General features: G+C 52.0%; 29 protein-coding genes. 13 read left to right on the top strand and 16 right to left on the bottom strand.

The genetic code is table 11. From position 1 onward, the window contains the following. The first annotated feature begins 209 nt into the window (after positions 1-209). A complete protein-coding gene (locus ACF2G4_RS03645) occupies positions 210-944 on the top strand; it encodes a flagellar brake protein (protein ID WP_215847019.1) in 735 nt (244 codons plus the stop codon). A gap of 98 nt (positions 945-1,042) precedes the next feature. Beyond that, entirely contained in the window at positions 1,043-2,146 is a 1,104-nt protein-coding gene (locus ACF2G4_RS03640; RefSeq protein ID WP_215847020.1) for a mechanosensitive ion channel family protein, read from the top strand. Between the two features lie 68 nt (positions 2,147-2,214). Here ACF2G4_RS03640 and ACF2G4_RS03635 read toward each other — a convergent pair whose 3' ends face one another. The 8 genes from ACF2G4_RS03635 to ACF2G4_RS03600 all read right to left on the bottom strand — a co-directional run bounded on the left by ACF2G4_RS03635 (position 2,215) and on the right by ACF2G4_RS03600 (position 11,178). Continuing rightward, entirely contained in the window at positions 2,215-3,633 is a 1,419-nt protein-coding gene (locus ACF2G4_RS03635; RefSeq protein ID WP_243078132.1) for an L-fucose/L-arabinose isomerase family protein, read from the bottom strand. A gap of 19 nt (positions 3,634-3,652) precedes the next feature. Then, a complete protein-coding gene (locus tag ACF2G4_RS03630; protein ID WP_409075517.1) occupies positions 3,653-5,140 on the bottom strand; it encodes an FGGY family carbohydrate kinase in 1,488 nt (495 codons plus the stop codon). Positions 5,141-5,142: 2 nt separating this feature from the next. Beyond that, positions 5,143-6,087 carry a transketolase family protein gene (locus ACF2G4_RS03625; RefSeq protein ID WP_409075516.1) on the bottom strand — a complete coding sequence of 315 codons (945 nt, stop codon included), beginning with the start codon at positions 6,085-6,087 and terminating at the stop codon, positions 5,143-5,145. Further along, positions 6,080-6,910, bottom strand: a complete 831-nt coding sequence (locus tag ACF2G4_RS03620) for a transketolase (RefSeq protein WP_215847022.1) — start codon at positions 6,908-6,910, stop codon at positions 6,080-6,082. Before ACF2G4_RS03620 ends, ACF2G4_RS03625 begins: the two co-directional genes overlap by 8 nt. A 91-nt stretch (positions 6,911-7,001) precedes the next feature. After that, the gene (locus ACF2G4_RS03615) at positions 7,002-8,108 is read right to left on the bottom strand and encodes an ABC transporter permease (protein ID WP_409075515.1); all 1,107 of its coding nucleotides are present in this window, start codon (positions 8,106-8,108) and stop codon (positions 7,002-7,004) included. 2 nt (positions 8,109-8,110) lie between these two features. Next, entirely contained in the window at positions 8,111-9,625 is a 1,515-nt protein-coding gene (locus tag ACF2G4_RS03610; RefSeq protein ID WP_215847023.1) for a sugar ABC transporter ATP-binding protein, read from the bottom strand. After that, complete coding sequence (locus tag ACF2G4_RS03605) at positions 9,625-10,224, bottom strand: DUF2291 family protein (protein ID WP_243078135.1); 600 nt, start codon at positions 10,222-10,224, stop codon at positions 9,625-9,627. Before ACF2G4_RS03605 ends, ACF2G4_RS03610 begins: the two co-directional genes overlap by 1 nt. A 12-nt stretch (positions 10,225-10,236) precedes the next feature. Beyond that, on the bottom strand, positions 10,237-11,178 hold the full coding sequence (locus ACF2G4_RS03600; RefSeq protein ID WP_215847025.1) for a D-ribose ABC transporter substrate-binding protein: 942 nt from the start codon (positions 11,176-11,178) through the stop codon (positions 10,237-10,239). Positions 11,179-11,362: 184 nt separating this feature from the next. Here ACF2G4_RS03600 and ACF2G4_RS03595 point away from each other — a divergent pair, with 184 nt between their 5' ends. Further along, a complete protein-coding gene (locus ACF2G4_RS03595; RefSeq protein ID WP_215847026.1) occupies positions 11,363-12,310 on the top strand; it encodes a sugar-binding transcriptional regulator in 948 nt (315 codons plus the stop codon). 34 nt (positions 12,311-12,344) lie between these two features. Here the strand turns inward: ACF2G4_RS03595 and emtA are convergent, their stop codons facing one another. Next, complete coding sequence (gene emtA, locus ACF2G4_RS03590) at positions 12,345-12,974, bottom strand: membrane-bound lytic murein transglycosylase EmtA (protein ID WP_215847027.1); 630 nt, start codon at positions 12,972-12,974, stop codon at positions 12,345-12,347. 168 nt (positions 12,975-13,142) lie between these two features. On the opposite strand from emtA, the gene ldcA reads away from it, so the two are divergent. Further along, the gene (gene ldcA / locus ACF2G4_RS03585) at positions 13,143-14,063 is read left to right on the top strand and encodes a muramoyltetrapeptide carboxypeptidase (protein WP_215847028.1); all 921 of its coding nucleotides are present in this window, start codon (positions 13,143-13,145) and stop codon (positions 14,061-14,063) included. Positions 14,064-14,088: 25 nt separating this feature from the next. Further along, positions 14,089-14,751, top strand: coding sequence for an MBL fold metallo-hydrolase (locus tag ACF2G4_RS03580; protein WP_243078136.1), 663 nt, complete (start codon positions 14,089-14,091; stop codon positions 14,749-14,751). Here the strand turns inward: ACF2G4_RS03580 and ACF2G4_RS03575 are convergent, their stop codons facing one another. The 4 genes from ACF2G4_RS03575 to ACF2G4_RS03560 all read right to left on the bottom strand — a co-directional run bounded on the left by ACF2G4_RS03575 (position 14,752) and on the right by ACF2G4_RS03560 (position 16,255). Further along, a complete protein-coding gene (locus ACF2G4_RS03575; RefSeq protein WP_215847029.1) occupies positions 14,752-15,165 on the bottom strand; it encodes a GNAT family N-acetyltransferase in 414 nt (137 codons plus the stop codon). A gap of 22 nt (positions 15,166-15,187) precedes the next feature. After that, positions 15,188-15,571, bottom strand: a complete 384-nt coding sequence (locus tag ACF2G4_RS03570) for a hypothetical protein (protein WP_215847030.1) — start codon at positions 15,569-15,571, stop codon at positions 15,188-15,190. A gap of 143 nt (positions 15,572-15,714) precedes the next feature. Beyond that, positions 15,715-15,939, bottom strand: coding sequence for a YgdI/YgdR family lipoprotein (locus ACF2G4_RS03565; RefSeq protein ID WP_215847031.1), 225 nt, complete (start codon positions 15,937-15,939; stop codon positions 15,715-15,717). 136 nt (positions 15,940-16,075) lie between these two features. Then, a complete protein-coding gene (locus ACF2G4_RS03560; protein WP_243078508.1) occupies positions 16,076-16,255 on the bottom strand; it encodes a hypothetical protein in 180 nt (59 codons plus the stop codon). Between the two features lie 214 nt (positions 16,256-16,469). Here ACF2G4_RS03560 and ACF2G4_RS03555 point away from each other — a divergent pair, with 214 nt between their 5' ends. The 3 genes from ACF2G4_RS03555 to ACF2G4_RS03545 all read left to right on the top strand — a co-directional run bounded on the left by ACF2G4_RS03555 (position 16,470) and on the right by ACF2G4_RS03545 (position 18,452). Further along, positions 16,470-16,799 (top strand): hypothetical protein, encoded by a 330-nt coding sequence (locus ACF2G4_RS03555; protein ID WP_215847032.1) that lies wholly within the window; start codon positions 16,470-16,472, stop codon positions 16,797-16,799. 64 nt (positions 16,800-16,863) lie between these two features. Then, positions 16,864-17,421 (top strand): hypothetical protein, encoded by a 558-nt coding sequence (locus ACF2G4_RS03550; RefSeq protein ID WP_215847033.1) that lies wholly within the window; start codon positions 16,864-16,866, stop codon positions 17,419-17,421. A 17-nt stretch (positions 17,422-17,438) separates the two neighbouring features. Then, a complete protein-coding gene (locus tag ACF2G4_RS03545; protein ID WP_409075514.1) occupies positions 17,439-18,452 on the top strand; it encodes a Ppx/GppA phosphatase family protein in 1,014 nt (337 codons plus the stop codon). A 34-nt stretch (positions 18,453-18,486) separates the two neighbouring features. Here the strand turns inward: ACF2G4_RS03545 and ACF2G4_RS03540 are convergent, their stop codons facing one another. Then, positions 18,487-18,693, bottom strand: coding sequence for a DUF2767 family protein (locus tag ACF2G4_RS03540; RefSeq protein ID WP_215847035.1), 207 nt, complete (start codon positions 18,691-18,693; stop codon positions 18,487-18,489). 184 nt (positions 18,694-18,877) lie between these two features. On the opposite strand from ACF2G4_RS03540, the gene ACF2G4_RS03535 reads away from it, so the two are divergent. Both ACF2G4_RS03535 and ACF2G4_RS03530 read left to right on the top strand, forming a co-directional pair. Next, on the top strand, positions 18,878-19,126 hold the full coding sequence (locus ACF2G4_RS03535; RefSeq protein ID WP_215847036.1) for a YqjD family protein: 249 nt from the start codon (positions 18,878-18,880) through the stop codon (positions 19,124-19,126). A gap of 247 nt (positions 19,127-19,373) precedes the next feature. Next, positions 19,374-19,544: a YgdI/YgdR family lipoprotein gene (locus tag ACF2G4_RS03530; protein WP_215847037.1), complete on the top strand. Its 171-nt coding sequence runs from the start codon at positions 19,374-19,376 to the stop codon at positions 19,542-19,544. Positions 19,545-19,590: 46 nt separating this feature from the next. Here the strand turns inward: ACF2G4_RS03530 and ACF2G4_RS03525 are convergent, their stop codons facing one another. After that, positions 19,591-19,872, bottom strand: a complete 282-nt coding sequence (locus ACF2G4_RS03525; protein WP_243078535.1) for a hypothetical protein — start codon at positions 19,870-19,872, stop codon at positions 19,591-19,593. A gap of 53 nt (positions 19,873-19,925) precedes the next feature. Further along, positions 19,926-21,176 (bottom strand): NADP-dependent isocitrate dehydrogenase, encoded by a 1,251-nt coding sequence (icd, locus tag ACF2G4_RS03520; protein WP_215847039.1) that lies wholly within the window; start codon positions 21,174-21,176, stop codon positions 19,926-19,928. 101 nt (positions 21,177-21,277) lie between these two features. On the opposite strand from icd, the gene rluE reads away from it, so the two are divergent. From rluE to mnmA, 3 genes are read left to right on the top strand one after another with little or no spacing between them, the layout of a single operon-like run. Continuing rightward, a complete protein-coding gene (gene rluE / locus ACF2G4_RS03515) occupies positions 21,278-21,946 on the top strand; it encodes a 23S rRNA pseudouridine(2457) synthase RluE (protein ID WP_409075513.1) in 669 nt (222 codons plus the stop codon). Between the two features lie 47 nt (positions 21,947-21,993). Then, on the top strand, positions 21,994-22,467 hold the full coding sequence (locus tag ACF2G4_RS03510; RefSeq protein ID WP_215847040.1) for an NUDIX domain-containing protein: 474 nt from the start codon (positions 21,994-21,996) through the stop codon (positions 22,465-22,467). 42 nt (positions 22,468-22,509) lie between these two features. Continuing rightward, entirely contained in the window at positions 22,510-23,658 is a 1,149-nt protein-coding gene (gene mnmA / locus ACF2G4_RS03505; protein WP_215847041.1) for a tRNA 2-thiouridine(34) synthase MnmA, read from the top strand. Positions 23,659-23,683 lie beyond the last annotated feature (25 nt).

The raw sequence follows: 23,683 nt of genomic DNA, 5'->3' as shown, positions 1-23,683 counted from the left end.
ACTCCTTGCGTTTTTTCTGATTACATTGTGTTCGCCTGATTAATCAAGCGGTTTACCGCAATAAGTATAGACACAGTTTTCAATTTTGCCTGTTGTGTCACAGTTAAAAAATTTAGTTAGCAAGCTAAAGCTTTTTTTGTGCAGGTCGATAACGGACAAGTGGCAAAGGAAACAGAAATGATGACGAAGCAATCATTTGGAGCCAGTGAGTGAAAGAATCCGATAACGAACAATACCTCAAAAGAGGAACGCTAGCTGTCCTGGGAGTAATGAAGGAGCTGCTGCGCTATCAAACACCGCTCATGGTGACCTTTTCCCGTGGGCAATTTATCAGCCGCATGTTAGCCGCAGATGAAGATCGTATCGTGTTCGATTTAGGCAGTAATAACCTGGACAACGATTACGCGCTGAACTGTCGCGAAGTGAGTATTTCGGCTGAAACCAAGGGTGCCAAAGTAGAGTTCAGTCTTGCCGCGCTGGAGATGACTGAACATGAAGGCTTGCCTGCATTTAGCGCTGGGCTGCCTGCGTTGCTGTGGCAGATTCAACGCCGGGAATTTTTCCGCATTGATGCACCACTTGAACCGCAATTTTGGTGTCATACGCAATGGCCAAATGGGCAGAAAGCCCGTTTTCGTCTGCAGGATCTCTCGCTAGGCGGTATTGGCGTGCTGGTTGATGAAGCGCTGCCTGAAGCGTTAAAACCTGGCGATGCATTCAAGTCGTTCCGGGTCGAGCTGGGCGAATATGGTCATTTCGAAGTAGGGGCAAAGCTGATGCATATTGGCGAGCGCAGCCTGGTCTCCAGCAAAAACGAAACGCGCATCACGCCGCGACTGAGTTTCCGTTTTACCACTATCGAACCGCTTCAGGAACGGCAGTTGCAGCAGGTTATTTTTGCCTTAGAACGACTGGCACGTGACAAAGCTAATCGTTTTCAATAAGTTCCTTTCTGGATGTGCCGTACACATTTGGCGCATCCAGGCTATGCTTCTTCTTGCTTATTCCCTCAAACCGGATCCCAGCAAGGAGATTCTCCCCAATGGAAAACTGGCTTTCATCACGTCATTTTCAATCGATATTTTTTAACCAAACCTTCTGGATAAACAGCGCTATCGTGGTGGTCGCCACGCTAGTTATCTACTGGATCCTCCGTTCACTGATTAGATTCATATCCAACCGTATCGCACGCTACAGCGAGCACCGCCACGTTCGTGCAACTGCTATTGTGGTGGAGATATTACGCAGCACCAGCCAGACGCTGTTGCTGATTTTTTCCCTGTTGATTGCGCTGAAATTCGTTGATCTGCCATCAACCTGGAGCAACACCATTTCGCATGGCTGGTTTCTGGCCTTTATTGTGCAACTTGCGTTGTGGATCGATTGCGGTATTCGGCTGTGGCTTCAGAGCCTGCTGCGCGATCCGTTGCATGTGCGTAATCCAGTCACCACCGTGATCTTGGGTATTCTGTTGCGCATCCTGGTTTGGGTGATGATGGTGCTCGCCATTCTGTCGAATATGGGCATTAACATTACTGCGCTGGTCGCCAGTTTAGGCGTTGGCGGTATTGCTATTGCACTGGCGATTCAGACGGTGCTGAGTGATGTGTTTGCTTCTCTGGCGATTGGTTTAGATCGACCGTTCGAACATGGCGACTTTGTGGTGTTTGGCGACATTGCCGGTTCGATTGAACATATCGGCCTGAAGACGACGCGCTTGCGCAGCCTGAGCGGTGAGCAAATTGTCTGTTCGAATACCATTCTGTTGCAGCAGACGATCCATAACTACAAACGCATGCAGCAGCGCCGCATCGTGTTCAAATTTGGTATCAGCTACGCCACCTCATCAAAGCAGGTGCGTGAAATCAGCACGTTGGTCAAAGACATTATTCAGGGCATTGAGATGACACGTTTCGATCGTGCGCATTTTCTGGCTTTTGATGACTCCAAACTGACCTTTGAAGTGGTCTATTTTGTCCTTGATGCCGACTACAACAAATATATGGATATTCAGCAGGAAATTAACTTGCAGCTAATGGCCGCGTTAGAAGAGCGCAACGTTCGTTTCGCCTTCCCAATTCGTCAGGTCGAATTCAGCGGCGGCAGCTTACCGCAAGTCGATTTAAAGGCGGTCGCCAATGAGTAAACCTCAACGGCAAGGCAGGTAAAAAATCGCCTCATCCCCTTTTCGTTTAGGGATGAGGCGTTGAAACCTTAACTGTGTTGATAACAACTTACGCCCAGATAGTTGCTGAACGCTTCTTGCAACACCGCAGCAGTGGCTGAATGGTTCATCGCCACATGATGCTCAAAGCCGTTACGGCAGATCCACGCCAATAAATTTTCCAGTTGAGGCACCTGAATCACAGCGCGGCATCCCACTGTGTCCAGTGGATCGTCAACGGATAATCCTTCTCCGACGTAAGCCTTGATCTCGCCGTTAAAATCATCCGTCGAGAGGCGGAAATAGGTCAGATCACCGCTTTTCATTCGTCCATGCACCGCGCCGCAGGTGTTCTCTTTCCCGACGGTAGTGCCAATGATATCGGCGGTTCCCATGGTCGGTGATTCCAGGCTGGCGCTGGCAAAGTTGCCGCAATGGAACAGCACGCATTTATCGCGATCGTCACCGAAATTATTATTCCAGTCCGCTAACGACGCGGGATTGAGTGAACAGCTGGCCAGCGCATACATCGACAGCGCGCCCATTACATCAACCTCACACGCACTGGGCATCAGTTGACCCGACATCACACTCATAATGGAGCAGACATTGATGCCAAGGTTCTCCTGTAACGAAGTCCAGCACTGAATTGCGGTGGTATCAATATCGTTTTCATTCACCCACTCGCTGATCACCACAAACAGCTTCGCCATAGTTTGCAGCTTTTCATCGGGGATGCCGCGCGCGTCGGCGTTCGCTTCAAGAATTTCACGCTTTTCGGCTACCCGAATATCATCGTCACGCAGCCGCTTGATGCGGCTAAAAATTTCTGACAGATCGAGGGTTTCTACCGCGATGCCCATCTTTTCCAGCAATTTTTCACTGTATCGCACGGTATTAAACCCCGCCGGACGCGCACCAATCGCGCCGACGCGTACCCGCCGCATGGCGTGGACGACCCGGCACAACTGGGTGAAACGCTGCAAATCTTGCATGAATATTTCACCGCTTAAGGCGCAAACGTGCTGACGCGTTAAGCTGAAAGGAATGCCATATTGGCGCAGGTTATTGCACAGCGAGATCTTGCCGCAGAAGCTGTCGCGGCGCGTCGCCAGTCCCATTTTATCGAGGTTATCTTCTTCTGCCTGCACCAACACCGGCACATTCAGCCCCGAAAGACGCAACGCTTCCGCAATCGCTTTTTCATCGCCAAAATTAGGCAGTAAAACCACGATGCCGTGAATATTGTCACGATGCTGGCGGAACAGCTCGGCGCAGGTTTTGGCTTCCTGGCGCGTTTCAACACCGCCGAGGTTGGTTTGCGATTCATTCAACATCACGGTATTGATATTGAGTTTTTCAAACAGCGCTACCGCCTGCTGGCGCGCTTCGCCCACTAAATAGCTGGGGAAAAAACCGCGGTTGCCAATGATGACGCCGAAGGTCAACTGCTGAGGAAGTTTTGACATTGCTCTGCTCCGAAGAAAGTTATTGTGGCTGATAACGGCAACGGGCCACCGCATCGAGCCAGCCTTTATAGTTTTCCTGCATTTTTTGCGCGTGGTGTTCACGCGGCAGAATTACGCTGCCGCCTTGAAGCGCCTGCATTTCATTGCCCTGCTGCCACCAACCCAGCACTTTTCCTGCCAGTAAAGCGGCCCCCAATGCAGAGACTTCAGCGGTTGGCACGCGATGAAGCGGACGCTGCAATACATCGGCCTGTAGTTGCATTAGCCAGCCGTTTTCAGTTGCGCTGCCATCCACGCAGAGCGCGGGAAGATGCTGGCCGCTGGCTTGCTCCATGGCGAAGAACACGTCAGCGATTTGAAAGGTGATCGACTCTAACGCGACGCGCGCTAAAACCGCGGGTGTGGCGGCATCTGTCAGCCCACACACCATGCCGCGGGCTTTGAGATCCCACCAGGGCGCGCCCAGCCCCGAGAGTGCTGGAACAAAATAGATGCCTTGATTATCAACGGTGCTTTCTGCCAGCGCAGTCAACTCGCGTGGATCCTGAATACCCAACATTTTACCCAGCCAGGCCGCGCCCGAACCGGTGTGAGTAATATTGCCTTCAAAGGCATAGCGCAGCTCGCCGTCATGCCACGCCACGGTGGTGCTCAAACCATTTTCGGTCATCAATGGCGTCGCCATTGACATCATCAGTGATGAACCGGTGCCATAAGTGGCTTTTACCACTTCTGCGTCGCCCCGGCGCTGGGCCTGTAACGCCGCGTGAGAATCGCCGATACGCGCCAGGATTGGCGTGCCCGGTGATAAACCCGCAATGTCATTCACGGCCACCAACCCCTGTTCACTGGCCGAGGAGGTAATGGTCGGAAGTGCCGCGCGCGGCAATTGAAAAAGGGCCAGCAGCTCATCGTCCCAGTCATTGCGGTGCAAACTGTAAAGCTGGGTGCGTGCCGCGTTGGCATGATCGGTAATAAAGCAGTCGCCTGCCGTAAGTTGCCAGGTAAGCCAGCTCTCCACGGTGCCGATGCACAGTTCGCCCGCAGCTGCACGCGCTGCGCCGTCGGGAATGGCTGCCAGCATGCCGGTAAGCTTGGCAGCAGGAAACATCGGGTCAACCGCCAGGCCGGTCAGACCGGTGATACGCGGCGCTTTTCCTGCCTGATGCAGATCGCGACAAAACGATTCAGATCGGCGATCCTGCCAGCTCACCAGCGGCGTGAGCGGCGTGCCGTTGCTACGCTGCCAAATCAACACCGATTCACGCTGATTACTGATCGCGACCGCCGCAACGGATGCGCCAGCACACTGCGCCAGACATTGTGTGATCGCCTGCTTAACTGCCTGCCAGATGGCCATGGGATCCTGCTCCGCCAGCCCCGGCTGCGGATGTTCCAGCGTCAAACTCTGGCTACCGCGTGCCACCACCTTGCCCAGACGATCAACCGCAATCGCTTTTGCATTGGTGGTGCCTTCGTCAATCGCCAGAATCACAGGTTCTGTCATGCTTACGCTCCTGCGCAGATGCGCAATGCATTTTTTACCAGGCTGGCAGCGTCAATGCCATGATGAGCGCGGGTTGAGACGCGATCGCCCGCAATGGCGTATTCCCCGTCTGGAATGCCCAAACGCAGCAAGGGAATGCCACAACCACCTTCTGCTAAGACTTCTGCGACCAGGCTGCCGACGCCACCATTCACGTTGTGCTCTTCAACGGTAATCACCGCTGGATAGTGATTTAACAGGTTGCGCAGTTGTTGGGTATCGCAAGGTCTAATCGATGGAATGGCGATCACACCGGCTGAAATACCTTGCTCAGCAAGTTGCGTCGCGGCGTGAACTGCTTCGTGAACCGTGGAACCCATCGCCACCAGTGCAATCTCTTTGCCTTCCCGCAATTGATCGATTTGACCAGGCTTGAATCGATAGCTCTCCTCATGCAGTTGTGGCAGGTCTTTACCGTCGAGCCGGATGTAAACCGGTCCCACATGCTCCAGCGCATAATCAATGATTTGGCGGCACTCAAGCGGGCAAGAAGGCGCGTAGATTTCAATGTTGCCGAAGCCGCGCATGACGGCGATATCATCAATGCTGTGGTGGGTGCTGGCGAGCGGGCCGTAGCTGGCGCCGGCATTCAGGCCAAACAGTTTGACGTTGGTGTTGTTGTAACAGACGTCAACTTTGACCTGTTCATTGGCACGTGAGACCAGAAAAGGCGCGGCATTGCAGGTGACGGCGACTTTACCGCCCAGCGCCAGGCCAGCGGCGGTGCCAACCAACGTCTGTTCGGCGATCCCAACATTGATGAGACGATCCGGGAATGCTTTGATGAAAGGCGAAATTTTGGCGGTTGAGGTTGAATCTGCGACCACCGGTACCAGATCCACGCCACGGTTCACCGCATCGATAAATGCGGTCACCATCACGCTGGCTAAATGTTGTGCATTACTCATCTTTCAGTTCCTCCATGGCCAGGTCTATCTCTTCCCCTTTTGGCACACGGTGATGCCATTCGGGTTTGCTTTGAATGAAGGAGATGCCGAACCCTTTTTCGGTATGGGCGACGATGACCTGCGGCTTGCCGTTTTGCGGCAGGCTTTCAATGGCTTCGACTACCGCAGCCATGTCATTGCCGCTGCATTCCCTGACCTCAAGACCGAAGGCGCGCCATTTTTCGGGCAGCGGATCGGTGTTCATGATCTCTTGGGTACTGCCCGCTAATTGCAGTTTATTTTTGTCATTGATGATGATCAGGTTGTCGAGACCGTAATGGGCCGCCACCAGCGCCGCTTCCCAGTTGCTGCCTTCCGCCAGCTCGCCATCCCCAGTGACCACAAAAATACGGCGTTTGCTGTTGTCTTTCTTGGCGGCAATGGCAATGCCAACCGCCACCGGTAAACCGTGTCCCAGCGCGCCGGTATTCAACTCCACGCCGGGGGTTTTCTGCCGCACTGGATGGCCCGGCAAATGCGAATCGGCATGCTGATAGGTCGGCAGCCACTCCGTGGGAAAATAGCCCGCTTCGGCTAACACGCAGTAATAACCGCCTACCGCATGCCCTTTAGACTGGATATAGATATCGCGCTGATCGTCCTCTGTGCGATCGGGCGCGCAATTCAGAATGCGGAAATAGAGCGCCGTCAGAATTTCGACCTGCGATAAATCAGCACCGGTATGGCCGCCCGCTGGGCTGCCCGCGTTGAGTTGTATAATGCGACGGCGTATCGCACGCGCTTTGCTTTTCAGCTCATCCACCGAGAGATTGAAAGGATTCATACACTACCTCTGAATTTTAAATCGTTTATGAATATATATTCATAGCAGCCAAAAAAAGGGTGCAAGCAAGCGTGGCTTGCACCGTTACCGATTAACCTTTTGCTTCACCGCCCTCCTCTATCAGCGCTTTCTGCGCAACCACAGTGGCTTTTTGCTGCATACGATTCTGCGTCTGATCAATGATAACGGCGATGATAATGACGATGCCTTTGATCACCATCTGCCAGAATTCGCTCACGCCCATCATGATTAATCCATCAGCCAGAAAGCCAATAACGAAAGCGCCGATTAAGGTGCCGAGAATAGTGCCGCGTCCCCCCGCCAGCGAGGTTCCACCTAACACCACTGCGGCAATCGCATTCATTTCGAAGGCGGTGCCGTTAGCGGGATGGCTCGCCACCAGTTGCGACGACACCACGATGCCCGCTATCGCGGCGCAAAAACCGGACAGCGTATAGACCCATATTTTGACCCGTTTAGTCCTGACGCCTGAAAGCTCAGCCGCACGTTCATTATCACCAATGGCATAAACCTGACGGCCAAACGGCAGCCGACGGGCGATATAGGCGATAACCAGCGCCAGCACAACCATCATCCAGATGGCGTAAGGTAAGCCGAGGAAATTGCCTGCCCCGATTTTATCGAATCCGGTGTTGCCCAGTTGCGGATTGCCTTGCAGACCGGGAAAGGTTTCGCCACCGGAAGTCAACATCGCGGCACCGCGTAGGATATACATCGTGCCGAGCGTGCAGATAAACGGGGCCACGTTATAGCGGGTGATGATCCAGCCGTTACCTGCGCCAATTAAGGCGCCGACCAGCAGAACAATCGGTACGATGAGCCAGACATCCAGGAAAATCGCGATACCAAACCACGGCAGCACAATGCCTTTAGTGATCAGCCAACCCGCAATCATGCCGCATAGACCCAGCGTGGCGCCGATGGAAAGATCGATGCCGGCGGTGATAATGACAAAAGTGATACCCAGCGCCAGAAAGGCGTTAATGGCGATGTGTTTCACCATGATCACCATACTGCCCACCGCGAGAAAGTCCGGCACAGTAATGGAAAAGAAGCCGACGATAAGAATCAGCGCAATAAAGGTGCGCAGCTTCAGCAGCAGTAGCAGAAAGCTTTCGCGCGAATTAAACGCCTTGACGGGTTGAGTGGCCAGCGCCACGGCTGGATTGGTTTTCATGTTTAAAACCCCTGCGCACTTGCTTTAACCAGCGCTGACTCTTCCGCTTGATCACGCGGAATATCAGCCGTGAGTTTGCCGCCGGACATGACTAAAATACGGTCGGCCACCGCCATAATTTCTTTGAGATCTGAGGTCGAAAACAGCACGGCAATGCCCTGTTTTGAGAGCTGCACCATCATGCGAAATACCTCCGCTTTGGCACCAACATCAATGCCGCGACTGGGTTCATCCAGCAGCAGCAAACGAGGATTGGTCAACAGCGATCGGCCAATTACCACCTTCTGCTGATTACCGCCACTTAACGCGCTGATCGCCACCTCGGGTGAGGAGACTTTGATCGCCAGATTCCCTACCGTGCGGGCAACCGCCTCCTGCTCCTGCTGCTGAGCGATAGCCACACGATGCGATAACCGCCGCCACAGGCTGGCAATGGTGAGGTTACTGGCCACAGACGAAACCGGGAAAATACCGGAGCGCTTGCGATCTTCGGGCACCAGGCTCATGCCCATGCGGATGCGATCGGCGGTAGGTAGTCGGGTTGGCAGCGGTTTGCTGTCGAGCCACAGCTTGCCGAGGTAATTGCGCTGGCTACCTAACAGGCATTCAAACAGTTCGGTGCGACCCGCGCCCATCAAGCCATAAATACCCACAATTTCGCCGGCGCGTACCTGAAAACTCACATCATCCACCAGCGTATTGCCGTTTGGGCTAACGCAGGTGATGTGCTGCGCTTCGAGCATCGGCGCACCAAAATCACGCTCTTCTGGCAGGAAGTTAGTCACGGGTTCGCTGCCCAACATTTCGCGCACAATCCACGGCACATCGATTTCAGTGACGTTGGCTTCCGCCTGAAAACGTCCGTCGCGCAGGATAGTGATCACATCACCAATCGCCATCAGCTCTTCAAGCCGGTGCGAGATATAGATGACCGAAACGCCCTGCCGCGTCAGTTCGCGGATTACGCGGAACAGAATTTCCACTTCGGTTTTACTCAACGCCGAAGTCGGTTCATCGAGGATCAGAATATCTGCGTCTTCCGCCAGCGCTTTAGCAATTTCCACCAGCTGCTGCTGCCCAACCTTAAGGTTACCCACGCGTTCTTTGGGCGAGATCTTTTGATCCAGCCGCTGCATCAGTGCGGCTGTGCGGCGCTCCTGCTCCGCTTCATTAATTGGCCGAATGCCGCTTTGCAATTCTCGGCCCAGAAACACGTTTTCTGCCACCGACAGGTTTTCAAACAGGTTTAACTCCTGATGAACCATACCGATGCCGTGACGTGCTGCATCCCGCGTGCTATTCAGCGTCACTTTTTCGCCATTAAGAAGCAGTTCACCGCTGCTTGGCTGCTGAACGCCGGCGAGAATTTTCATCAGGGTCGATTTACCCGCACCGTTTTCGCCGATAATCACATTAACTTTGCCGCGCCAGACGCGGTAATCAACCCGATCCAGCGCTAACGTGCCGGGAAACAGCATCGAAATGTTATTCGCCTGCAGAATGATGTCATTGCTCATCAGGGAGTCCCCGGCTTCAGCTCAACTGCGACTACATCATCAACATTGCCGCGTTGCATTGTCACCGCCATCAGTGCTTGCACCGGTTTGTTGACCCAGCTTTCATCGACCTTGGGCAACTGTTTCACCGCATGTCGGTTCAACGCGCGAGTGAGTTGCGCGTACTGCACCTGATTCGTGAACTCTTCAAAGCGGAAACCGGCGGCATCGCGGATGCCATTACTGCGCAATACCGGGCCGATATTGATGTTCACCGACTTGCCGTTGATCGTGACGGTTAATTTATGTTCTCGGGCATTGCTGGTATCAAAAGCCGTGACGATGCCGCTGGCACGCACGAACACGCTTTCGCTGGTGCCCGCTTTTACCGTCTGGCTTTTGGTTTCCATATCAGCCCAGCTCAGCGCATGGCCGTTTGCTGTTTCCATTACACGAGATTGCCAACTCTCCTCCGCGATCTGCTGCGGCGTTTGATCGGTGTAGCCCGGCTTGGCGTTAGGATCTTTTGGCAGGATCGGCTTGCCGTCTGCATCCAGATCCACCACCGTACAGGCGCTTAGAAATGTCATCGCCCCGAACAGAATCAGCATCCGCTTCATGCGCACTCCGCCTTATTTAGCCAGATTGAAGTTTTTCAGTTTCGATGCATTGCTGTCGTCAATCAGCACGCAATCCATTAACTGCTTCTCTTCTTTCTGCGCTTTACCGTTTTTCAGGTAGTAATCCGCTTGCGTGATGGCCATTTGTGCCTGATCCCAGCCAGGTTGCAGCACGGTGGCTTTGATGTTGCCTTTATTCAGAATGGAATCACGCGTGTAGTCGCTGCCATCAAAGCCGACCACAATCACTTTGGTTTTGCCTGCAGCTTTCAGCGCGGCTTCGGCACCCAGCGCCATGGTGTCATTACCGGAGATCACACCAACGATGTTGGGATATTTTTGCAGGATGGTTTCCATGCGGCTGAAGGCTTCGGTTTGGCTCCAGTTAGCGCTTTGCTGCGCCACCATTTTCATGTCGCTGTAATCATCCAGCACATCGTGATAACCCTGCGAACGCACGCCTGCATTGGTATCGGACTCTTTCCCCAGCAGCTCAACGTAATCCCCTTTGCCGCCTAACAGCTTGGCGAACTTTTCTGCACCGAGTTGCGCGCCTTGATAGTTATTGGAGACGATCTGCGCCACCGCTATGCCGGTTTTATTGATTTCACGATCAATGAGGAAAGTCGGAATGCCAGCATCTTTGGCTTTTTGTACCGGACCAACGGTGGCATCCGCGCCGGCGTTATCCAGAATGATCGCTTTGGCTTTGCGGGCAATAGCGGTTTCGATCAGCTGATTCTGTTTGTTCACATCATCATCGTGTGAGGCGACCAGCGTGGCATAGCCCAGCTCTTTGGCCTTGGCTAACGCGCCGTCGGCTTCGGCTTTAAAAAATGGGTTGTCGTGTGAAGGGGTAATAATTGCCAGCAAGCCTTTATCTGCGGCCAGCGAAGCGGCTGAAAATGCCATCATTGAAGCCAGTAGGGTAATTTTGACGAGAGGTACGTTCATCGGTTATTCTCCGCTTGAATAAATATTCAATTGCGATTTTATATGCAAACTGACTATGCGCCTGCCTTGGCGTATCGTCCAATGCCAGATCGTCAAAAAGCGAAAACGATCACAATTTGTCCTGCGTTGTGATTTTTGCCGCCCTGGTTAACAATACCGGGCAGAATCAGAGAAGGAATAATCGATGGCTAAACAGGATGAACAGCGGCTGATGGTAAAGATTGCCACGCTTTACTATGTCGAAGGGATGAAGCAATCAGAGATTGCCCAGTCGCTAAAATTATCGCAATCGTTTGTCTCACGCATTCTTAATCGCAGCGTGAAAGAAGGTGTGGTGAAGATCAGCGTGGTGCCACCTGCCAATGTATTTCCTGAACTGGAAAAGGCCATCGAGCAGCGCTTTAGCCTGCCGCAGGCGATCGTGGTAGATGTACCGGATAACGCGTCGGCACTGCAGATTAAGCAGGCCATTGGTTCAGCGGCAGCGCACTATCTGGAGACGCGTTTACGTGCTGATGAGCTAATTGGCATCTCCTCCTGGAGCGGGACTATTCGCGCCATGGTGGATGCGCTGCATCCGTTGAATTCGCCCTGTAAAGGTGTGATCCAATTGCTGGGTGGCGTGGGTGCCAACGGCAATGTGCAGGCAACGATTTTAACGCAGAATCTTGCCGCCCTGTTGAATTGTCCGGCCTGGTTATTGCCTTCACAGTCGATTGAACATTCAGTCAGCGATCGCCAGCGTTTATCAGCCAATGCCGATGTCGCGGAAGTGCTGCAAAAATTTGATGAAGTCGATTTAGCCATTGTCGGGATTGGCGATTTGGAACCTTCGGCGCTGTTGCGTAATTCTGGCAACTATTACGATGAAGAGATGTTGCGCACGCTCGCCGAACGCGGCGCGGTGGGCGATATTTGTCTGCACTATTTTGATGCTGCTGGCGAGCCGGTTTTAACGGCGGACGAAGATCCGGTGATTGGTATGGAACTGGCGCAGGTTAAGCAGTGTTCACAGGTCGTGGCGCTGGCGGGCGGAAAAGATAAAGCGCCTGCGATTCGCGGCGCACTGCGTGGCGGTTATGTGAATGTACTCATCGTGGATTATCCGACGGCGCGGTTATTGATGGCGTAAACCGGACAGCCGTTGATGCTCTGTCCGGTTAGAATTAAATGGTGCGGTAAGCGGTTGTCACTTTCCAAAGATAGCGCGGTGCCTGCGCAGCCGGATGTTTATTTTGCACATGCTGATAAAACTCATCTGGCGACATGGCATTGATCATTGCAATGGCCCGATCGCGATCGCGTGAGAAGGTGCGTAATAATGCGCCTGCGCCATTTGCGTAAGAGACGATGGTGGCATAACGCAGTGTCAAGGGATCGCGAATACCCGACAATACTGAATCCTGCAGGATCTTCAAATACGCCGTACCGATATCGATATTTTTGGCCGGATCGCGCAGCTCGGCGCTGCTCGGCTGACCACGACGTCCTTGGGTGCGATAGACCTCACGTCCTGCGGTAGAGGCTTTAATCTGCATCAAACCCACTGCATTAGAACGGCTTACTACCGTTGGATTGCCACCCGATTCGACACTAATAATGGCGCTGATTAACTTCTCATCAACACCATAATGACTGGCGGCATCTTCGGTAAAGAACGCCCAGGCGTCATTAACATTCGAAGGCGCTGCCTGCGTTAACGGCGTGTTCTTCTCTTTGACGTGGGGTTTTGGCGGTTCGCTGGCACAGCCAGAGAGTAATAAAGCCGAGAGCATAAGGTGGCGAATTTTCAGCAATTTTTAATCTCGTTGCAGGAGTTACGCTGGCTATCATACCTGGCGTGCGGTAGAGCAAAATTACCGTTTATCCTAAATGCATAAAAAAGGGGGTGGCGGGATGACTTCATCGTCACTTTTCGTCATTATCGCGTGAGAATGATCCCCCGCTAACAGCAGGAAAGCATTATGGTTCCCCGTCAAATTCGTCTCATCTCCCCTTCCGGTTATTGTCACAACCAGCTTGCCGCATTACGCGGTGTCGAACGTTTGCGTGATGCCGGGCATCAGGTAGAAAATGACGCCGTGATTACGCGTCGGTTCCAGCGTTTTGCCGGCAACGATGAGCAGCGACTGGCCGATATTAATCAGCTAGCGCAGCTGCAAACACTGCCGGATATCGTACTGGCGGTGCGCGGCGGTTATGGTGCCAGCCGCTTGCTGGAGTCGATCGATTACATTGGTTTGCAGCGTCGTTTACTCAATCAACCGCTGGCGTTGTGTGGTCACAGCGATTTCACCGCCATTCAGTTAGCGTTGTTAGCGCAAGTGGGGTTAATTACGTTTAGCGCCCCAATGTTAGCGGGAAACTTTGGCGCAGAGGTTTTATCTGAATTTACGCTGCGTCACTTTTGGCAGGCGGTCTCATCACCTACAGTCAATGTGGCGTGGCAAAGCGATACGCCGGACAGCGGCGAGTGGCAAGGCACGCTGTGGGGTGGAAATCTGGCGATGATCTGCTCGCTGATTGGCACGCCGTGGATGCCGCAAATCGAAAACGGCATTCTGGTGATTGAAGATGTCAATGAGCACCCTTTTCGTATCGAACGTATGCTCATTCAGCTTCAACAATGCGGCATTTTGGGACGCCAGCAGGCGATTGTGACGGGTAGCTTTACCAGCACCGCGCTGTCTGATTATGACAACGGCTTTGATTTTTCTACCGTCTGGCAACGCGTCCGTGATACAAGCGGACTGCCCGTTATTAGCGATCTTGCCTTTGGCCACGCGGCCGACACCGTAACGTTGCCGTTGGGTGCCAGCGCTCGCTTGCAGGTGATGCAAGGTCAGGCGCAGCTGCAAGCGACTGGACAGCCTGTTTTGCGCTAAATTTTTGTAGTTTGGGAGATCGACATTGAAGCCGCTGTATGACGATTTGTGGATCTCAACCCCGGAATTTCCGGTGGAAGATGCCGTTAATGATTTAATGATGCACGGGTTTATGTTGCGTCATCCACGCGGCAACCTGTTGATTGGTCGTGTAGAAAACCCCCTCGACCATGAAGTGTTAGCCGATGCCGGCGGCGTGATCCGTCACTACCTCACGCACTGGCATGAATCTGCACCCGGTGCGGCAATAATTCAGCAACGCTTTAATAGCGCGCTCTATTGCCATAATCGTTCACTCGGGCCTATCAGCCGTTTTGTTGAGCCTGACGACACCTTCAGCCAGCAGGAAACCCACTTTGGTGATTTTCATCTGCTGCCCACGCCAGGCCATACACCCGGCAGCTGTAGCTTTCTCTATCACTCGCCGCTGGGCCTGACTTATCTTTTTGTCGGCGATACCATTACACGGTCGCATGAGCGCTGGATCAGCGTATTGGTGCCGGATAGCAATCCTGCCGAGCTAAAAAAGTCGCTGGAGTTTTTCCGCACGCTACGGCCTGATGTGGTGCTGATGAGCACCACGCGCGGGCACCTTTCGTGGAAAAAGGTGACGTTACAAAGTTGGTTAGCGGCGATAGATGAAGCGGAGCAACAGCCGCTGGATTTGCGCCAGCAGCCGCTGTTTTGATTACAGGGCTTTACTTAAATAGTGACGCTGATGATGGCGCGGATAGTGATCAAGGCTAAACCGCAGCGTATAACCTAATTTTTCGTAGAAAGGGCGCGCCTGAAAGCTCACGGTATCAACTTGTGCATACAAGCAACCGCGGCGGCGCGCTTCCTCCTCTGCGGCTTGCATCAACTGACTGCCCACGCCCTGCCCGCGCATCGCCTCACTCACCCATAACATATCAATGCGCAGCCAGTTACCGCTGGTTGAGCCGGTCAATCCGGCCAGTTTTTTGCCCTGCGCATTGCTGACAAACACGCCAATAGATTTGACTTCATCGATATTAATAAATCGGCTATTAAACGCGTTTAAGCCTAAGCGGATCTCATCTAAATCGTGATGCGTAACCTTGTCAGTGATGTTCAGTTGCATGCGTGCTCCTGTCGCGACCGGATTAAGAGTTAGGATGTTGGCTGTCGTCGTAGCGCTCCAGGCTGATGATATCGACATCGCGCTTGTCAGTACGGCTACAGGGCAGCAGTTTATCGCTGTCGCGATAGACGAAAAACATCTGATCGCTGCTTTTATTAACAATCAGCTGATCGCCATTACGAAAGCGGGTAATCGCCACTTTATCGCCATCTTGCAGGCGTGTGCGTTGTTGGCCCGCAGCGACCTGAAAATGGCCTTTCGGCCACATCACGGTGCTAAGCCCATATTCGGCGCGGGAAACGGTCATAGTGGGGCGACCTGGACAGTTGATTTGGAACTCGCTTTCACTCCAGGCCGGGGCAATGTGGCAGGCCAAAAGTGTTGCGGCAATAATTGCAGCCTTCATTGGGTCTCTCCGCTGAAGATTTATGATTTTGTTGGGATTTTTTTAGCTTAACATAATCGAACAGAGAAGAAAGGCGAACGGCCCGTAGGAAACGGGCCGAGATGTGCAGTTCACATCACTGCAGCGTCAAGCCGCATGGCTAATTAATGATTAACAGTAGACATCTCTGTTAACTGGTCACGATTAATTTGCTGCTCATGACCGTAAATATCTTTGTAAGTGATCAGGCCGGTATCATCATCAACCTGCGGCTTGCCTTCCACCACGATGGTGCGACCATCATGCGTGTGCAAGATATGATCATCTGCGCAACCTGCCAGCACTAACCCGCTGGTTAACACGCCAATCAGCATCAATGTCTTTTTCATCGGATTCTCCTTGGTTGAGAATCATCAGGTTTAGCACAGCAAGGTGGAATTGAGACCAGGAAAAGGTGGAATTGAAGCGTAAGGAAAGAAGCAGCAAAAGTCTGCACCGCGTCCTACGATGCAGACTTCTAAATAATTATTCCGCTGCGACCTCTGCCGCAATTAACATCAGTGCTAATCCAGCATAATCATCATCATACGCCTGCATGACTTCACGAATTGCACCGGCACACGCATTGACTTGCTGCTTTTTTTCAACGTCAAGCTTCTCAATCGCGTGCTGAATAATCATTAGACTGGCTTCTTCTTCTTTCATCATTTATCCCTGGTTTTGCTTAACTGTCGCGCAAAGATGGCAAGAATACCGTTTAACTGTTACCAAAGTCACCCTTTTACATTCCTGTTGCTTACCTATTAAACAAATAGCAAATGGGAACCTGCTTTAAAACTGCTATGATCAAGCTATTAGTGACGCAACGCGATAAAATCAGCGCCACCGGATTCCCAGGGATTGAAGCAGGAACAGGATCATGTTGCGACTCGGCATTTTAACACTCTTTATTTTTCTCACCGGATGTTCATCTGGCCCACAAGGCGTTGATTGTCCGGGAGAAGTTTCAACTATCTATGGTCGACCCATGGGCCAAACAAATGCCCTTATTTTTGACCTGGTCAACGCTTTCACCGTGAGCAAAGACAACGTCACCGTGGAGAGTGGGACATTGAAATCAGTGGATCGTTTCAAATATGTGCCCTCCGCCGTTACGCGTGAAGGTTATTACGCCCAAAGGCTTTCCAATAAACAGTTTCGTCTTATAAATCCTCATCAAGACACGCAGATTACCTGGACGTGCCCTTAAAGGGTGAATCCTGCCGCCAGATGGTTTATTGTCAGAAAACGTCAAGCGGCAGGTCATCCTTCTTATGGAAAAGCGTCTGGATAACAACGGTTATATCGATTTCCCCTTCCCCACTACGCATAATGCCGATGGCTCCGTCAATCCGTGCGGAATTGATCTCACGCTAGAAACCGATCGCATTGAAGAGATTGCTGTTATTCGCCATTCCGCTAATTTGCGGCGTCTGCTGGAAGAGGTGAATTTGCAGGATGGCAAATTCATGACGCTAACCTGCGACTGGCAGCAAAAAAGCGATGCAGTATACGGCTTCATCGATGTGGCTTTTCGCCCAGATTTACTGCGGCACACGCATGAAGAAGCGCTTCAGCTTGAACACGCCTTTTACAGCTACCTGACAGAACAAGAAACGCAGCACGCTATGGCTGCCGGTTCGCTGGTGAATTATGCGCGATCGGTGCTGGACTGGTGCTGGTCACCCCTGCGTCAACGTCAGCGCGACTACGAAAAAATCACCATCCAGTTTTATTGCCAACAAGCGGAAGATGCGGAATGGTGCTTTGATCATTTACGTCATTTTCTGGTGAGCTGGTATCCCGCGTCTGCGCCCTTGATTTCGCCCTAAATAACACAGGAATCGATATGCGACTGTTTGCGCGCCCTGCTTTACCGCTGTTTTTTGCCTCACTGTTTTTTGCTTTTTCTACACAGGCGGCCAACTGCCTGCAAACGCGTGCCGGCATTGATATGGGTTCCGGCACCACTAAAATTGCGGTTGCACAGGTCGATGTCTGTCACCATCGCATTGAAAAAGTGCTGTATGAAGATCAGCGGCCTGTGGGTTACAACGATGCCTTGTCACATGCCAGCAATAATCAGCTCGATGTCACCATTGAGCAGCAAGGTCTGGATGCGCTGATGCAATTAGTCAGCCACGCTCGCCGCTATCATCCTCAACGGATGACTGGCGTTGCCACGGCCGTGTTTCGCTCGGCAAATAATGGTCAGGCTGTGATTGACCGCTTTAACCGTCAGGCAGGCGTTCAGCTCAGCATCATTTCCCAACAGCAGGAAGCCGAACTGGGTTTTCTTTCCGCTAAAGCTGCGCTAGATGATCCGCAGGTTAAGGATCAGGATTTGCTGGTGTGGGATATTGGCGGCGGGTCAATGCAGATGACAGCGTATCGCCCAGAGCAAGGTCAACTGATTGCTGATGTTTATCAAGGCAAACTGGCTTCAGTCACGCTCAAAAACTTTATCCTGAGCGTGTTAAAAAATGTGCCTACGCAGGGATCGCCTAATCCGATTGGTTCCTGGCGCCAGTCGGTGCTGCGTTTCGTTGAATTTTACGCCAGTAACGATGTTTCGCCACAGATCAAGCAAGATGCCACTACACGTCGTGTGATTGGTATTGGTGGCGTACATGGCTTCTCCATTAAAAACCAGCTGCCTGACAAACAGAATCGCTACACCTTAGCGGCGTTGACAGCATTGTCGAAACAGCAAGTCTGGAAAGGCGACAGCGAACTAAACGGTGACTACCGTGAAACTGATGTCAGTAATTTATTGTTGGTAGAAGGTTATATGCAGGCCCTGAAGATTAATCAGGTGGAAGTGGTTAAGGCGAATTTAATTCAAGGTGTGCTGCTGCAGTAAAAAGAAAAACCGGTTGAATACCGGTTTTTTAACCTCAGGGTTTTATCAAGCGAATCGCATGTTCAAGCATTTTCTGCTCATCGCGTTCACTGCGTGCGCGATGATGCCGGGTGCGTTTTAACAAGTCGAATATTTCGTCTCGTTTGGTGTCATGGCCTGCTTCTGCCAGCATAATCACAGCATCGCCAATCACCCGACAAACTTCATCATAATCGTCTTCATTCAGCACATCACGTTTCATGGTTCCTCCGTTTTCGCTGTTGAAAGGAGCTGCTTCGAAAAGGTTAGACAGTAAACGCTTAGCCTGCAAAGTTAACGCTGTTCACAGCCGGAAATGATTTTTAGTGATTCATTTACTTTCTTTCGCCGCAGAATCAGCCACGTTTGCTACGCTTTGAGGTGTAACTAAAACCAAGGAGATAAAGATGTCAGGAAAAATTGAAGACGCAGTAAAAGAAGCAGCGGGTGCAGCGCAAGAACAATGGGGTGAAGCGACCAATTCACCTAAGCATCAAGCTAAGGGTGCTGCACGTCGCTATTCAAACCAGGCTAGCTATGCTGCACGCGATGCGGCTGATTGCATCAAAGATCAGGTGCAGTCGAATCCGTTTGCTGGATTAGCTGTAGCCGCAGGCGTCGGTGTCTTCATCGGCTTCCTGCTGGGACGTAAATAATCCCCTTCTATTAACGGAAGCCTGTGGCTTCCGTTATCTTATCGCTTGTCTGTGTTTCCCATTCTGCTTACGCCTTTTTCCAAAATTGATTCCCATTCTGCTTTCACCCCCAGTAATAAAGCCTCTCCTTTCAGATAAAACCCATGAAAAATAAACACATTTTACTGGATGGAATGGTTTCGTTGTCTATGCTTAAAACTTCGCAATTTTAGAAACACTTTCGTTAACTTTCCAAAAAGGTGGTCACATGAAGAAGGCTTCAGCATTACTTCTGGTTGTAGCAACGCTTACTGCTCTGGCAGGTTGTTCACATCGTAGCAGCGCGGTGAAAGAAGATGGACGTCCACATGCGCCAAGTGGTCAGGCATCACCGGGTGGCACCCTGGGTTCGGGTCCGGTAGGACAGCCGCAGTCATAATAAAAAAACCGGCCTGGGCGCCGGTTTTTTTTATCGTACCCAAGTGCTAGCGGCTAATAATGAATGCGCCGACGACTAATATCGCAAACATAATGCCGAAGGTAATGTAGCCGTGCTTTGCTGTCCGTGACATACCCACGAACACCGAGACCACCAGAAATAACAGCGTCAACGCCCCCGCCATTACCCAAAAAAGATATTGCTGATTCGCCATGGTTAATTCTCTCCACACCGGCCTAGTAGCTTTGGTGGCAGATTGTATAACATTATCAACGCGCTTGATAATGGCGGCACTGGAACCAAAAATAGAGGCCAAGAAAATAATCATAAAAAAACCCCGCGATCGCATTAGCCATCGCGGGGTTTTTGGGACGACAGCAATTACATGTTTTCGATAATTGCGTCACCAAACTCTGAACATTTCAGCAGTTTGGCACCGTCCATCAGGCGTTCGAAATCGTAAGTCACGGTTTTGTTAGCGATAGCGCCTTCAACACCTTTTACGATCAAGTCAGCTGCTTCGAACCACTCCATGTGGCGCAGCATCATTTCTGCGGACAGGATAACTGAACCTGGGTTCACTTTGTCCTGACCTGCATACTTCGGCGCAGTACCGTGAGTCGCTTCAAACAGCGCACATTCGTCACCGATGTTCGCACCCGGCGCAATACCAATACCGCCAACCTGCGCCGCCAGGGCATCAGAGATGTAATCACCGTTCAGGTTCATACAGGCGATAACGTCATATTCCGCTGGACGCAGCAGGATCTGCTGCAGGAACGCATCGGCGATCACATCTTTAACGATGATCTCTTTGCCGGTGTTCGGGTTTTTGAACTTCATCCACGGACCGCCATCGATCAGTTCGCCGCCGAACTCTTCTTTCACTAACTGGTAACCCCAGTCTTTGAAAGAACCTTCGGTGAACTTCATGATGTTGCCTTTGTGAACCAGCGTCAGTGAATCACGATCGTTGGTGATGGTGTATTCAACCGCTGCACGAACCAGACGTTTGGTGCCTGCTTCTGAACACGGTTTAACGCCAATACCGCACTGCTCTGGGAAGCGAATTTTCTTCACGCCCATCTCTTCACGCAGGAATTTGATCACTTTATCTGCTTCCGCAGAACCCGCTTTCCATTCGATACCGGCATAGATATCTTCTGAGTTTTCGCGGAAGATCACCATGTCGGTCTCTTCTGGACGTTTAACCGGGCTTGGCGTGCCTTTGTAGTAACGCACTGGACGCAGACACACGTACAGGTCGAGTTCCTGGCGCAGGGCAACGTTCAGAGAACGAATACCGCCACCGACTGGGGTGGTCAGCGGGCCTTTGATGGCAACGCGATATTCTTTGATTAAGTCGAGGGTTTCTTGCGGCAGCCAAACGTCCTGGCCATAAAGCTCAACGGATTTCTCACCGGTGTAAATTTCCATCCAGGAAATTTTTCGCTCGCCGTTGTAGGCTTTTTTCACAGCGGCATCAACCACTTTCAGCATGACAGGTGATACGTCAACGCCGATACCATCACCTTCGATATAAGGAATTACTGGGTTATTTGGGACAACCAGTTTTCCCTGATCCAGGGTGATTTTTTGACCTTCCGCCGGAACAACTACTTTGCTTTCCATCAACCTCTCCTTCGAGCGATTTTTTGTTAATGATTTGTAAGATGCGGATCAATACTACTTGAATATTTCCGCTACGCCAATCACCGCAATTTCGCGTTATAATGCGCCGATTGTTTCTGACTGCAAAGCCTATGCGAAAAACTTCTCAACGAATTCACCAGGATAAACGATTCAGCCGCCCAGCACGTCCGGTACGGCGATCGCCCACGCGCCCAGATGCACCGCGGCGCGTCATACTCTTTAACAAACCTTTTGACGTGCTACCGCAATTTACTGACGAAGCGGGACGGCGCACGCTGAAAGATTACGTAAGCGTTAGCGATGTTTACGCCGCAGGTCGGCTGGACCGCGACAGTGAAGGTTTGATGGTGCTCACCAACGATGGTGCCTTGCAGGCCGCGCTTACGCAGCCTGGCAAGCGCACCGGCAAGCTCTATTTTGTGCAGGTTGAAGGCGAGCCGCAGGAGAGCGATCTGCAACCGCTACGCGATGGCGTTAATCTGAAAGATGGCCTGACGCTGCCCGCAGGTATAGAAAAAGTCGCCGAACCAACGTGGTTATGGCCGCGTCAACCCCCTATTCGTGAACGCAAAAACATCCCCACGCAGTGGCTTAAAATTACCCTGTATGAAGGGCGTAATCGCCAGGTTCGCCGCATGACAGCACATATCGGTTTCCCTACACTGCGCCTGATTCGCTATGCGATGGGGAATTTTACGTTGGATGATTTGCCTTCTGGCGAATGGTGCGATGTCACTGAAACGCCCTAAATGCCCTGCCGTTTTGATAACGTCAGGTTAACAATTGCGGAGATTCAATGTTTAAACCTCATGTCACAGTGGCCTGTTTGGTTCACGCCCAAGGTGAACTGCTCGTGGTTGAAGAGCAGATCAACGGTTGCGCAACCTGGAATCAGCCAGCGGGTCATTTAGAGGCCGATGAAACGCTGTTAGCCGCTGCACAGCGTGAGCTGTATGAAGAGACCGGCATCGATGAACCGATGCACTATTTTCTCGGCGTTCAACAGTGGATCGCACCGGACAATACACCTTTTGTGCGTTTCCTTTTTGGTCTGGATCTCGCTGAAAAGCTGCCAACCGCGCCACAGGACAGCGACATAGATTGCTGCTGGTGGTTGCCGCCAGCGCAGATTCTCTCTGCCTCTAACCTGCGCTCGCCTTTGGTGGCAGAAAGCGTACGCTTATGGCAGCAAGGTGCGCGTTATCCTTTACATTTGGTCAGCCCGTTTAACTGGCCTTTTCATGAAGGTGCGCGCCACGCCGACGCATGATAGAATGCGCCGCCTGTTTTTTTATCGTTATGCGAGCCTGTGATGTCTGATATTTCCCGGAACACTCTTCAAAACTGCAACCTGGACAACAGCCAGAAAAAAGTGATCGTCGGTATGTCCGGCGGCGTTGATTCTTCCGTTTCCGCCTGGTTACTGCAACAGCAGGGTTATCAGGTTGAAGGTCTGTTCATGAAGAACTGGGAAGAGGACGACGGTGAGGAGTATTGCACCGCCGCGGACGACCTGGCCGATGCGCAAGCTGTGTGCGACAAGCTTGGCATGAAGCTGCATAAAGTTAACTTTGCTGCGGAATACTGGGATAACGTCTTCGAGCATTTTCTCGAAGAGTATAAAGCGGGCCGTACGCCGAACCCGGATATCCTCTGTAACAAAGAGATCAAATTCAAAGCTTTCCTTGAATTCGCCGCAGAAGATCTGGGCGCGGATTTCATTGCCACCGGTCACTATGTGCGTCGTCAGGACATTGATGGCCAAAGCCACCTGCTGCGCGGCCTCGATGGTAATAAAGATCAAAGCTATTTCCTTTACACGCTCAGCCACCAGCAGATTGCACAAAGCTTGTTCCCGGTGGGCGAACTGGAAAAACCCGAGGTTCGCCGTATCGCCGAAGAGTTGGATCTGATTACTGCGAAGAAAAAGGATTCCACCGGCATCTGCTTCATTGGCGAGCGCAAATTCCGTGACTTTCTTGCGCGCTACCTGCCGGCTCAGCCGGGCGAAATTGAAACCGTTGACGGCGACGTTGTCGGTGAACATCAGGGCTTGATGTATCACACGTTGGGTCAGCGCAAAGGTCTCGGCATTGGCGGCATGAGAGAGAGCAAAGACGATCCTTGGTATGTAGTCGACAAAGACGTTGAGCGCAATCGCCTGATTGTTGCCCAAGGGGGCGATCATCCTCGTCTGATGTCGGTGGGTTTGATTGCACAACAGCTGCACTGGGTAAATCGTCAGCCCATCACTGCGCCACTGCGTTGCACCGTGAAAACGCGCTATCGCCAGGCTGACATTCCCTGTGAAATTATTCCGCATGGCGATGATCGTATTGAAGTGCGCTTTGACGAACCTGTGGCTGCGGTCACGCCGGGCCAGTCAGCGGTGTTCTATCTTGGCGAAATCTGCCTTGGCGGCGGTATTATCGAAGAGCGCCTGCCGTGGGTTGCCGCTTAAACGTCGACCTTAACGACGCGTACAC

Origin of the sequence: Pantoea phytostimulans (genome assembly GCF_046118715.1) — a bacterium.
GTDB classification, from domain to species: domain Bacteria; phylum Pseudomonadota; class Gammaproteobacteria; order Enterobacterales; family Enterobacteriaceae; genus Pantoea; species Pantoea phytostimulans.
This window is presented reverse-complemented; position numbering and strand designations above follow the sequence as displayed.